Below are 11,856 nucleotides of genomic sequence, written 5' to 3'. Positions count from 1 at the left end.
TCGGTGTCACCGATTAAGCCAGGACCAAAAAAAAGGCCGAGCACTAAGCTCGGCCGTAGTCCAACAGGGAGGTATGAAGATGATGAGCGTTACAGCATCACCGCCTTCGAGTGCTCATTTAGGCATCAGTTTGATAACGATCAAGGCGTTTCAGTGTGATAGTCCGTCATGTCCGCTATGACGTTGACGCATAGCTATAGTTTCCCCATTTTCTTCAGGTGTTTACGCTGCGCGATGATCTCGTCCTGCACAAAATCGCGGAAGGCTGCTACGCGTTTGGAATGGCGTAACTCTTCGGGATAGGCGAGATAAACAGGAACGTCAGCCGTTTCGATGTCTGAAAGTACCGGCAGCAGATGCGGGAAATCATGCGTGACATAATCGGGCAGCAAGCCAATTCCCAGATTGTGCAGTACGCCCTGCAAGACACCGAAATAGTTGTTCACTGTCAGCAACGACGCCGGGTTATAGGTCATCAGATGCCGTACCATTGCCGCACTGGCCCCTACTTGGGGGGCTGAGGGGGTCTGACAGATAAGTCGATGGCTCGAGATTTCTTCGAGGGAGGCAGGTTGACCGCTTTCCTTTAGATATTCCGGGGTAGCATAAAGCAGCATCTGTACTGTCATCAGGCGCTTGCGCACCAGATCAGCCTGGCTAGGCTCTTTCATACGAATGGCGACATCGGCCTCGCGCATTGGCAGGTCAAGAACGCGTTCCTCAAGCATGAGGTCGATATTTAGGTCCGGGTATTGTTCATACAGCTTTGGCAACCTCGGAGCGAGCCATAGAGTCCCAAAGCCAAATGTGGTTGTGACCCGCAGCACACCAAAGACTTCTTCTTCGCTGTCTCGTATGCGCGCCGCTGCCGCGTCCAGTCGCTTGGACATTGCCGAGGTGGCGTCGAACAGCAGCTCACCCTGTTCGGTCAGAATCAGGCCGCGGGCGTGACGATGGAACAACGTCGAATCAAGTGACTCTTCCAACGCCCGAATTTGTCTGCTGACTGCCGATTGAGATAGGTTCAGCTTATCGCCTGCATGTGTCAGGCTGCCCGCATCTGCAACCGCGTGAAATATCCTAAGCTTGTCCCAATCCATCGCCGCAACTTTCGTTATCCTGCCGAACGCCTATATGAAATAGGTGACAACTTCCACATTCAAACGGCGAAATCCTTGCGTTTCAGAGGATAAGCTCTAGGCAGGTCAGTTATTATGACCTAATATGGAAGCAGATGAAGCACACTGATCTGACGAGGGGAGGCGTTTGATGAGTAAGCCACAAATTTCTTTGAACGACCGTTTCGACCTAAATAAAAACACGGTTCTATTGAACGGCACTCAGGCGCTTGTGCGCCTTATGCTGATGCAAAAGGCGCGCGACACGAAATCGGGTCTGAACACTGCAGGATTGGTGACGGGATACCGCGGATCGCCTCTTGGAGCGGTCGACCAGCAGATGATGCGCGCGCAGAAACAGCTGACAGAAAGCGATGTCACTTTTCAATACGGTCTGAACGAGGATCTTGCGGCAACCGCGCTTTGGGGCAGTCAGCAGGCCGGGTTAAGGGGTGACGGCAAGTTCGATGGCGTCTTTGGTCTGTGGTACGGAAAAGGACCTGGTGTAGATCGGTCAGGCGACGTGATGCGCCATGCCAATATGGCAGGGACGGCGGCACATGGTGGCGTTCTGATGGCCATGGGGGATGATCACACGGGCGAAAGCTCGACCGTGCTGCATCAGTCCGAGTGGTCGCTGGTTGATATGTACATGCCAGTGGTCAGCCCGGCCGGAGTACAGGAGATACTCGACTACGGCGTTTACGGATTCGCGCTCAGTCGGTTCGCCGGTGTCTGGGTCGGCCTCAAGACCATGAAGGACACGATCGAGGTGACCTCGGTCGTTGATGGCAACCCTGATCGCATGAAAGTCGTGGTGCCCGAGTTTGATATGCCCGAAGGAGGGCTGAACATCCGGCTTGGCGATACGCCTCATCTGCAGGAAGAGCGCATTATTGATTACAAGCGTTTTGCGGCTGAAACGTTTTCACGCGCTAACCGGATGGACAAACGTGTCTGGGGCAAACCCGGTGCAAAGATCGGACTGGTGGCCGCTGGCAAGAACTGGCTGGACCTCGCCCATGCGCTTTCCCTGCTGAATATTGATGAGGCCGAAGCCGAGCGCCTTGGCATCACGACCTATAAGGTCGGACAGACGTTCCCACTGGACATGGCCGGATTTCACGACTGGGCAGAGGGTCTGGACCTGATCGTAATCGTTGAGGAAAAACGCAAACTGATCGAGGTTCAGGTTAAGGAAGCGATCTTTGACGACCGCCGTGGTCGACGAGTCTATGGCTGGTACAAGGGCGGTGCTGGGACGCTGCATCGGGAAGAGCTGTTTCCCACCCGCGGTGCCCTTGATCCGAACATGATCGCTGAAAAACTGGGCGGTATTCTGATTGAAGAAGGCCGTGATACCGACGGGGTCCGCGCAGGTTTGACCAAGCTGACCGAAGCGCGCCGGGCGGACAATGCCGAGGAAATAGCTTCGCGCCTTCCGTATTTCTGTTCAGGATGCCCGCATAACAGTTCGACCAAGGTACCAGACGGAAGCCGGGCCTATGCAGGCATCGGATGCCATTACATGGTTCAGTGGATGGATCGAAGCACATTTGGCTTTACTCAGATGGGTGGCGAAGGGGCAAACTGGATCGGGGAAGAGCCGTTCTCGACCACCAATCATGTGTTCCAGAACCTCGGAGACGGCACCTATAACCATTCCGGTGTTCAGGCGATCCGGGCAGCTTTGTCGGCGGGTACGAACATCACCTTCAAGATTCTGTTCAACGATGCGGTCGCAATGACGGGCGGGCAGGGCAATGAGGGTGATCTGACCGCCGAAAGGATCGCGGCCGAGGTCAAGGCTATGGGCGTCACACATGTCGCGTTGGTCTATGACGAAAAAGAAGATGTAAACTTCAAAGCCCTACCCGCAGGAGTAGAGAGCTTTGAGCGCGCCGAACTGATGACTGTGCAAGAGAAATTCCGCACCTATGAGGGCGTCTCGGTCATCGTCTATGTCCAGACCTGTGCCGCTGAGAAACGCCGTCGCCGTAAACGCGGAACCTTTCCCGACCCGGACAAAAGGGTCTTTATCAATACGGATGTCTGTGAGGGCTGCGGTGACTGCGGCATCCAATCGAACTGTGTTTCGATTGTTCCCAAGGAAACCGAACTTGGCCGGAAGCGCGCGATTGACCAATCAAGCTGTAACAAGGATTTCTCCTGCCTGAGTGGGTTCTGCCCCTCCTTTGTGACGCTGGAAGGCGCGAAGATTCGCAAAGAAGCGACGACCGAACTTGATCTGCCCGATCTTCCGATGCCCGAGCTGCCTGAAATCATGGGCACACATAATGTTGTCATTACCGGCATCGGTGGGACCGGAGTTGTCACGCTCGGGGCGATTCTGGCACAGGCGGCCCAGATTGACGGCAAAGGCGCCGGAATGATGGAGATGGCAGGCTTGGCTCAGAAAGGCGGTGCGGTTCATATTCATTGCCGTATAGCCAACCGGCCAGAAGATATCAGTGCAATACGTGTGGCAACGGGTGAAGCCGACACATTGATCGGTGGTGATTTGGTTGTGTCCGCCGGGGCCAAAACACTTGGCCTGACACGCTTGGGTCAGACCGGAGCGGTGGTCAACAGCCACGAAACCGTTACCGGTGACTTCACGCGCGACACTAAGTTTAGGATTCCTGGTGAGAGGCTGGAATTGGCGCTGCAAGCACGATTGAAAGAAGACGTTTCCCTGTTTGATGCCACTGAGCTTGCGCGCGCAGTGATGGGAGACTCAATCTATTCGAACATGATGGTTTTTGGGGCCGCATGGCAGCGCGGGCTGATACCCGTCAGCCTCGATGCGGTGATTGCAGCCATTGATCTGAACGGAACGGCGGTAGAACGCAATAAAAGAGCCTTTGAGATCGGTCGTTGGGCGGTTTTACACCCGGAAAAAGTCGATGAGATTCTACGGCCAAGTGTTTCCGACCTCCCGAAATCACCAGAGCAGGTCATCGCGTTCCGCGCAGATCATCTGACCCAGTATCAAAGCGCTCGTTTGGCGAAACGCTACCGCAAAATCGTTGACTCGTTTGAGGATGCAGAAATTCGTGATGCTGTCGCAAAAGGGTATCATAAGCTGTTGTCTTACAAGGACGAATACGAAGTGGCCCGGTTGTTACTGTCCAGTCGGGAGAAAGCCGCCGCTGAATTTGATGGCGAATTCAAAATGACTTTCCACCTTGCCCCACCGCTGCTTGGTGGCAAAGGACCAGATGGCCGACCCCGCAAACGGAGTTTCGGCGAATGGATGCTGAAGCCGCTGAAATTCATGTCTCGGCTAAAAGTTCTTCGAGGTACTCCGCTGGATATCTTTGGCTATAGTGTCGAACGTCGAATGGAGCGCGCGCTGATCAAGCAATATGAGCGTGATCTCAAAGAGATCACTCCGCTGATTTCCATCCAAACAAAGGATGCCGTAATTGCGCTCGCCAAGTTGCCCTTGGATATTAAAGGTTTTGGACCCGTCCTTAAGGCGAATGAGGCGAGCGCCGCCAAACGCAGAGAGGAATTGTTGACCACGATACGGAACGGAGGACCTGAATTACAGGCCGCCGCCGAGTAATTCGTCACAACCGTGTCACGACAGCTAGGCAAAATTGTTACTTGCATTTAAAATGCAGGTACAAAACCGGAGACTTCCATGCCCTCGCGACGCCATGTTGCACGTGACATTTCTTATGCCTATTCCGCTGAAACCAAAAGCGGACGGATGGTCATCAAGCTTATGGAGAACACCACAGGCCGCCTGCGCCTTATCAGGCGTGCTGATGGGTATGAAAAAGACGTGGCCAACGGGCGAGATTTCTGGTCGGTCATGGTTGAGAGATACGGTTTGTCTCTGGATGTGGTTGGCGGGTCATTGTCTAATATTCCCCGTGATGGCCCTCTGATTCTGATTGCCAATCACCCATATGGAATTCTGGATGGGTTGATGATGGGGCACATGTTGTCCAGTACGCGTGGGGATTTTCGCATTCTGGCCAACCATGTGTTTCGTAAGGCAGAGGATCTGAATCGGGTCGTTCTGCCGATTTCATTCGACGATACAAAAGCTGCGATGAAGCAGAACCTGGAGACCCGCAAGAAAGCTTTGAACTATTTGGGCGAGGGCGGCGCGATTGGCATATTTCCCGGCGGTACCGTCAGCACAGGGGCAAAGCCTTTCTCGTACCCGATGGACCCGGGCTGGCGTGGCTTCACGGCGCGGATGGTTGCCAAATCAGACGCGACAGTTGTGCCGGTCTTTTTTGACGGTCATACCTCACGCCTGTTTCAGATCGCCAGCCATCTGCACAATACATTGCGCATGGGATTGCTGATCAAGGAATTCAAAAAACGCGTTGATACCCCGGTCCAGGTGGTGATCGGAGAGCCCATCGGCCGCGACGTTCTGGACCCGTTGGCCAAGGATACGCGCAAGATGATGGATTTCTTGCGCAAAGCAACGTATGAGCTGTCTCCAAAGCCACTAAAGTCTTATGACTATGGCTATGAATTTGAGGAACGGCATCGCGCCTAAAGGGGCAAATGGCAGTAGGCATTTTTGATTCTGGTTTGGGCGGTCTGACCGTTCTGAACGCCGCGCAGAAACGTCTTCCCGACGTTGATTTCCTGTATTACGCGGACAGCGCACATGCGCCATACGGGGTGCGTGATGTAGAGAATATCTATGAGCTGACCCGGGGTGCGGTGAACGACCTCTGGAACCGGGGATGTGATCTAGTGATTCTGGCCTGCAATACGGCCAGCGCTGCTGCTTTGCGGCGGATGCAAGAAGAGGGCGTGCCTCAAGGCAAGCGCGTCTTGGGCGTTTTTGTTCCATTGATTGAAGCGCTGACTGAGCGGCAATGGGGCGACAACAGCCCGCCGCGTGAAGTCGCGGTCAAACATGTCGCTTTGTTTGCGACCCCGGCCACCGTATCCAGTCGCGCGTTTCAACGCGAATTGGCCTTTCGTGCGATTGGCGTAGATGTTGAGGCGCAGGCCTGCGGTGGGGTCGTTGATGCAATCGAGGAAGGCGACATGATCCTGGCCGAAGCGCTGGTGCGAAGCCATGTGGACGCCCTGAAACGCAAGATGCCAGAGCCTCAGGCCGCAATTCTGGGCTGTACGCACTATCCCTTAATGGCTGAGGCGTTTCAGAAGGCCTTAGGACCCGACGTTGAGGTGTTCAGCCAGGGTGATCTGGTTGCAGAAAGTCTGGCAGACTATTTGCAGCGGCACCCGAACATGCAGGGTGCGGCGAAGGGCGGTTATCTGACCACTGGTAAGCCAGGCGTTGTCAGTGATCGCGCCACCCAGTTCCTCCGACGACAAATTACTTTCGAGGCTGTCTGACTTTGGTCAAAGACGCGGCCTGAAAGAACCCGTAATCCCATGACCGTCACAGTGGCGGGCATGAACAGTGGCATACAGTTTCAAGAGGTCCAAGATGACCCACAAAATCGCAATTCTGGGCGCTTCGGGTTATACCGGCGCTGAACTGGTTCGGTTGATCGCCGAGCATCCGAATATGGAAATCGCTGCACTTTCTGCCGAGCGGAAAGCCGGACAGCCGATGGCGCAGGTATTTCCACATTTGCGGCACCTGGAATTACCGGTTCTTTGCAAGATTTCGGAAATCGACTTTTCAGGGATCGACCTGTGCTTTTGCGCGCTGCCACATAAAACCAGCCAGGAAGTTATCCGCGATCTGCCGAAGGACCTTAAAATCATCGACCTGTCCGCCGATTTCCGGCTACGCGACCCTGAGGAATATGAAAAATGGTATGGCAACCCTCATGCGGCTTTGGAGCAGCAGGAGGAGGCCGTTTACGGCCTGACCGAGTTTTATCGCAATCAAATTCGCACGGCCCGCTTGGTTGCCGGAACAGGCTGCAACGCCGCCACCGGACAATATGTTTTGCGCCCCTTGATTTCGGCTGGTGTCATTGATCTGGATGACATCATTCTGGACCTCAAATGCGCGGTGTCTGGTGCCGGGCGGTCGCTGAAAGAAAACCTGCTGCATGCCGAACTTAGCGAAGGGTATAACGCATATGCTGTTGGCGGTACGCATCGGCATTTGGGGGAATTCGATCAAGAATTTTCTGCCCTTGCAGGGCGCCCGGTCAATGTTCAGTTCACTCCACATCTGGTTCCAGCAAACCGGGGTATCCTAGCCACTACATATGTCAAAGGTGACCCCACGAGCGTTTATGAAGCGCTCGTGAAAACCTATGAAAGCGAACCATTTATCCAGATTCTGCCATTTGGCGAAACACCCTCGACCCACCATGTGCGCGGCTCGAATTTCTGCCATATCGGCGTGGTCAGCGACCGGATCGAGAGGCGCGCCATTGTGATCGGAGCACTGGATAACCTGACAAAAGGTAGCAGTGGCCAAGCCTTGCAGAACGCTAACCTAATGTTAGGTGAAGCTGAAACTGCGGGTCTGATGATGGCCCCACTTTTCCCATGAGGAACAAATGAAAACGCTCAAGAAACGTCGTCGCGTTCAGATCATCCTTCTGTCAATCGTTGCTTTGGCAGTGTCTACGGCGTTGATCGGATACGCTATGCAGGACGGCATCAATTTCTTCCGCTCGCCCAGTGAAGTAATGGCAGAGCCGCCAAAACCGACTGAAGTATTCCGGATCGGTGGTCTGGTCGAAGAGGGTTCGATCGTGCGGGGGCAAGGGGAAACCGTGCGTTTTGTGGTGACGGACGGAGGCGAAAGTGTGCCGGTCACGTTTACTGGAGTTTTGCCTGATTTGTTCTCGGAAAACCAGGGTATGATTGGCACCGGAAGCTACGTAAACGGAGTCTTTGAAGCCTCAGAAATTCTTGCGAAACACGATGAGACCTATATGCCAAAAGAGGTTGTGGACGCGTTGAAAGAACAAGGTATTTACAAGGAGGCCGGCGAGAGCTGAGCCATAGGCTTTGAGATCGGAATTCGGGCGTTGCGTGGATCGATATGCAGCGCCCTTTCTATTTTCGCTGTATTAACAGAATTGTCCGAGCGTTTGTCTGTCCCAAGTTGGAGAACAGTACATGCAGACGGTTCGGCAGATCGCGGAACAGATAGTTACGCGTGAAGGTGGTTTTGTCGATGACCCCGACGATCCGGGTGGAGCGACAAAATTCGGTGTAACAGTCCATACCATGCGCAGATTGCAACTGGACCTGACGCAGGACGGGATGGTTGATGTATCCGATGTAAGGCGGCTGAGCCGGTCGCAGGCCGTTGAAATCTTTATCCGCCACTATTTCTCAAAACCGCGATTACACCTACTGCCTAACATTCTGCAGCCATCTGTCTTCGACATGTACGTGAATTCAGGCGCTCAAGCTGTTAAAATTATGCAACATTTGCTGCGTGAAATGGGGTATCGTGTCGTCGTAGATGGCGTTGTAGGCCCGCAGACGGCGCAGGCTTGTAGTGCTGCGTCTGAACCGGACCCTGTCGCGCTGCGGGATGCCTATGGCGTTGCCAGGAGAAACTATTATTTCCGGATAGCGGAACATCGTCCAGCCTCTCGCAAATATGCTCGGTCCCGGTCTGGGGCAAAAGGTGGCTGGATACGACGCGCTGAGGAATTCCTGTCACCGACCTATCATCTTAGCGACGCAGAATTTCAAAGGAGGGTTTCTGAATGGGGCTGATCTCGGGGATATTTGCGTTCTTGTTTGGCGAGGGCCGGAATGTCGTGCGTGAAACAACCGAAGTCTTTCGTGAAAATGCTGAGCAGGGCGCTAAACGCGACCTGACGCGACAACAGGGAGTACTGGAACAGTATAGGGCTGAGTTCGAGCGGGTTCAAAAAGGTGCATTTGACCGTTTTATGGATGGGCTCAACCGGCTGCCGCGCCCCGCCATGGCCTTGGGAACATTGGGACTGTTTGTCGCCGCTATGGTAGATCCGCTTTGGTTTGCCGCTCGGATGCAGGGGATTGCGTTGGTGCCTGAGCCCTTGTGGTGGTTGTTGGGCGTGGTCGTCTCGTTCTATTTCGGCGCAAGACACCAGACCAAGGTGCAGGATCTGCAGCGTGAAATTTCGGCAACGATGACACGTACTCCGAAAGTTATGGAAAACATCGAAACACTGGCAGAGATGCGGGACCGTTTGATTGGGGTCGCTGATACTGGGACAGATGCAGGCTTAGCCGATGAGGTCCTAAAGCCCGATTTCAACCCTGCGCTCGAGGATTGGCGGCGGGGTCGGTCCGCCTGACCCGCGACACTATGTGCGTCCTGCAGAGGCGAAAGTGATTGGTGATTGTCCCTCAACAGGAATATATGCGGGACCATGATTACAGAACTTGGTCACTTCGCGCTGATACTCGCCTTTCTCGTCGCCATCGTTCAGACGGTCATTCCGCTGATAGGGGCGGCGAAACGGTGGACTGGCTGGATGTCCTTCGCAGAAACCGCCGCTATTGCACAGTTTCTGTTAGTCGCCTTCTCTTTCGCGGCGTTGGTCTGGGCCTTTACCACCTCTGATTTCTCATTGCGGATAGTGGTTGAAAACAGCCATTCCGCCAAACCGATGCTGTATAAAATCAGCGGCACGTGGGGCAACCACGAAGGGTCAATGTTACTGTGGGTCCTGATCGTCGCAATTTTCGGGGCCATGGCCGCTTTTTTTGGCGCAGGGTTACCTCCGACGCTCAAAGCGCGCGTGCTGGCGGTTCAGGCGGCCGTAGGGGTGGCGTTTTACGCTTTTATCCTGCTCACCTCGAACCCATTTGACCGTCTGATTATCGCGCCGTTCGATGGGCGGGATCTCAACCCATTGTTGCAAGATCCAGGCTTGGCATTCCACCCGCCGTTTCTGTATCTGGGCTATGTCGGCCTGAGCATGGCATTCAGCTTTGCAGTGGCCGCGCTGATCGAAGGGCGCGTGGATGCCTCTTGGGGGAGGTGGGTGCGTCCCTGGACGCTGGCCGCATGGATTTTTCTGACCATTGGGATCGCGCTTGGATCCTGGTGGGCCTACTACGAGCTGGGCTGGGGCGGGTTCTGGTTCTGGGATCCGGTCGAAAACGCTTCTTTCATGCCGTGGCTATTGGCGGCAGCCCTGTTGCATTCTGCTATCGTGGTCGAAAAGCGTGAAGCGCTGAAGAGCTGGACCATCCTTCTGGCGATCATCGCCTTTGGCTTTTCGCTGATCGGGACGTTCATTGTGCGATCGGGGCTTTTGACTTCGGTACATGCCTTTGCCAATGATCCTGAACGCGGCGTGTTTATCCTGATCATTCTTGTGGTCTTCATTGGCGGTGCGTTGACACTCTATGCGGCACGCGCGCAAGCGATGGAGGCCAAGGGCGTGTTTGGTATGGTCAGCCGCGAAAGCGCCCTGGTGCTGAACAACATTCTATTGGCGGTCAGCTGTTTCGTTGTGTTCTTCGGAACCTTGTGGCCGATGGTGGCCGAGATGGCATTTGATCGCAAACTCTCGGTCGGCGCGCCGTTCTTTAATGCTGCGTTCACACCGTTCATGGTTGCGTTGGGGATTGTATTACCGCTTGGTGCAATGCTTCCTTGGAAACGTGGAAAGCTTGGCAAGGCGGCGCATTCGTTGCGGTTCGCATTCCTTCTGGCGGTTGCGCTTGGCTTGCTCGTTTGGGTCATGCAGACCGGTCGCAGCGCATTGGGACCCGTGGGGCTGTTTCTGGGGGCTTGGATCACATTTGGCGCTATTGTGGACCTTTGGAGCCGTACCGGAAGAAAAAACAACCTACAGCGTCTGTTCAGACTGCCCGGTGCCGATTGGGGCAAGGCTGCAGCCCATACCGGACTGGGGGTTACGATCTTTGCCATCGCCGGGCTGACCGCATGGGAGGTCGAGGATATCCGCGTTGCGCAGACGGGGCAGCCTTTCGAGGTTGGCCAGTTCACCCTGACACTTGAACAGGTTCGGAATGTCGAGGGGCCCAACTATTTCTCAACTACAGCCGATGTAAAGGTCGAACAGGCCGGTCGAACAATCGCAACACTGCATCCGGAAAAACGCGACTACCCAGTTTCAAGGATGCCAACGACTGAAGCTGCGATTGACTATCGGTTTCTCAGGGATCTTTACGTCGTCATTGGAGATCAGCAGGCAAATGGTGGCTGGGTCGTGCGGACTTATATCAAGCCTTTAGCGAATTGGATTTGGGGCGGGTGCCTACTGATGGCGCTCGGAGGCGTTCTTAGCCTGTGCGACAGGCGTTTTCGCGTTGCGGCAGGCGCGCGCAAGACGCCGACGCAGGGGGTTCCGGCGGAATGAAACGGTTTCTACTGATACTACTTTTACTGGCAACGCCAAGCATGGCTGTCCAACCTGACGAGGTGCTTGATGATCCGATCCTGGAACAGAGGGCGCGGGATCTGAGTGCCGGCTTGCGCTGTCTGGTTTGCCGCAACGAAAGCATAGACGAAAGCAATGCAGGATTGGCCCGTGACTTGCGCCTGTTATTGCGCGAACGCCTTGTGGCCGGCGATACAGATGGACAGGCGATTGACTTTATCGTTGATCGCTACGGCGAATATGTTTTGCTAAGGCCAACAACGTCAGGATCGAACATCCTTTTGTGGCTGGCCGGTCCGATCATGCTTTTGATCGCTGTGGCGACTGGTTTCAGCTTTTTACGCAAAAGATCGGCGGAACAGGACCGAAGGGAAGGTGACGGCCTCCTTAGCGACGCCGAGAAAGAACGATTACGCGAAATCCTCAAAGATTGACCTTCGGTTCACCTTTTC

General features: G+C 54.7%; 10 protein-coding genes. 9 read left to right on the top strand and 1 reads right to left on the bottom strand.

Going from position 1 to position 11,856, the window contains the following annotated elements; translation table 11 throughout:
- Positions 1–194: 194 nt before the first annotated feature.
- Entirely contained in the window at positions 195–1,100 is a 906-nt protein-coding gene (locus tag AC2FLG_RS01155) for a LysR family transcriptional regulator (protein ID WP_142633997.1), read from the bottom strand.
- Positions 1,101–1,269: 169 nt separating this feature from the next.
- Here AC2FLG_RS01155 and AC2FLG_RS01150 point away from each other — a divergent pair, with 169 nt between their 5' ends.
- The 9 genes from AC2FLG_RS01150 (at position 1,270) to AC2FLG_RS01110 (ending at position 11,838) form a co-directional block, all read left to right on the top strand.
- Positions 1,270–4,689, top strand: a complete 3,420-nt coding sequence (locus AC2FLG_RS01150; protein ID WP_496704670.1) for an indolepyruvate ferredoxin oxidoreductase family protein — start codon at positions 1,270–1,272, stop codon at positions 4,687–4,689.
- Positions 4,690–4,767: 78 nt separating this feature from the next.
- Entirely contained in the window at positions 4,768–5,646 is an 879-nt protein-coding gene (locus tag AC2FLG_RS01145) for a lysophospholipid acyltransferase family protein (protein WP_271946941.1), read from the top strand.
- Positions 5,647–5,654: 8 nt separating this feature from the next.
- On the top strand, positions 5,655–6,464 hold the full coding sequence (murI, locus tag AC2FLG_RS01140) for a glutamate racemase (RefSeq protein ID WP_271946944.1): 810 nt from the start codon (positions 5,655–5,657) through the stop codon (positions 6,462–6,464).
- 94 nt (positions 6,465–6,558) lie between these two features.
- Positions 6,559–7,587 (top strand): N-acetyl-gamma-glutamyl-phosphate reductase, encoded by a 1,029-nt coding sequence (argC, locus tag AC2FLG_RS01135; protein WP_496700241.1) that lies wholly within the window; start codon positions 6,559–6,561, stop codon positions 7,585–7,587.
- Between the two features lie 7 nt (positions 7,588–7,594).
- Complete coding sequence (gene ccmE / locus AC2FLG_RS01130; RefSeq protein ID WP_142633987.1) at positions 7,595–8,041, top strand: cytochrome c maturation protein CcmE; 447 nt, start codon at positions 7,595–7,597, stop codon at positions 8,039–8,041.
- A gap of 121 nt (positions 8,042–8,162) precedes the next feature.
- Positions 8,163–8,774 (top strand): holin-associated N-acetylmuramidase, encoded by a 612-nt coding sequence (locus AC2FLG_RS01125; RefSeq protein ID WP_496700242.1) that lies wholly within the window; start codon positions 8,163–8,165, stop codon positions 8,772–8,774.
- Positions 8,765–9,343, top strand: a complete 579-nt coding sequence (locus AC2FLG_RS01120) for a holin family protein (RefSeq protein WP_496700243.1) — start codon at positions 8,765–8,767, stop codon at positions 9,341–9,343. The genes AC2FLG_RS01125 and AC2FLG_RS01120 overlap by 10 nt, the downstream gene beginning before the upstream one ends.
- A gap of 75 nt (positions 9,344–9,418) precedes the next feature.
- Positions 9,419–11,383, top strand: coding sequence for a heme lyase CcmF/NrfE family subunit (locus tag AC2FLG_RS01115; RefSeq protein WP_496704668.1), 1,965 nt, complete (start codon positions 9,419–9,421; stop codon positions 11,381–11,383).
- Positions 11,380–11,838 carry a cytochrome c-type biogenesis protein gene (locus tag AC2FLG_RS01110; RefSeq protein WP_496691288.1) on the top strand — a complete coding sequence of 153 codons (459 nt, stop codon included), beginning with the start codon at positions 11,380–11,382 and terminating at the stop codon, positions 11,836–11,838. The genes AC2FLG_RS01115 and AC2FLG_RS01110 overlap by 4 nt, the downstream gene beginning before the upstream one ends.
- The last annotated feature ends 18 nt before the right edge of the window (positions 11,839–11,856 follow it).

It is taken from the genome of Ruegeria sp. CDSA193 (genome assembly GCF_059611885.1).
The sequence above is the reverse complement of the archived record's forward strand: the minus strand, read 5'-3'. Positions and strand labels throughout refer to the sequence as shown.

What these genes read in the sequence shown, in the direction of transcription:
- AC2FLG_RS01155 (WP_142633997.1), bottom strand. Translation starts at nt 1,100, where the DNA reads ATGGATTGGGACAAGCTTAGGATATTTCACGCGGTTGCAGATGCGGGC.
- AC2FLG_RS01150 (WP_496704670.1), top strand. Translation starts at nt 1,270, where the DNA reads ATGAGTAAGCCACAAATTTCTTTGAACGACCGTTTCGACCTAAATAAA.
- AC2FLG_RS01145 (WP_271946941.1), top strand. Translation starts at nt 4,768, where the DNA reads ATGCCCTCGCGACGCCATGTTGCACGTGACATTTCTTATGCCTATTCC.
- murI (WP_271946944.1), top strand. Translation starts at nt 5,655, where the DNA reads ATGGCAGTAGGCATTTTTGATTCTGGTTTGGGCGGTCTGACCGTTCTG.
- argC (WP_496700241.1), top strand. Translation starts at nt 6,559, where the DNA reads ATGACCCACAAAATCGCAATTCTGGGCGCTTCGGGTTATACCGGCGCT.
- ccmE (WP_142633987.1), top strand. Translation starts at nt 7,595, where the DNA reads ATGAAAACGCTCAAGAAACGTCGTCGCGTTCAGATCATCCTTCTGTCA.
- AC2FLG_RS01125 (WP_496700242.1), top strand. Translation starts at nt 8,163, where the DNA reads ATGCAGACGGTTCGGCAGATCGCGGAACAGATAGTTACGCGTGAAGGT.
- AC2FLG_RS01120 (WP_496700243.1), top strand. Translation starts at nt 8,765, where the DNA reads ATGGGGCTGATCTCGGGGATATTTGCGTTCTTGTTTGGCGAGGGCCGG.
- AC2FLG_RS01115 (WP_496704668.1), top strand. Translation starts at nt 9,419, where the DNA reads ATGATTACAGAACTTGGTCACTTCGCGCTGATACTCGCCTTTCTCGTC.
- AC2FLG_RS01110 (WP_496691288.1), top strand. Translation starts at nt 11,380, where the DNA reads ATGAAACGGTTTCTACTGATACTACTTTTACTGGCAACGCCAAGCATG.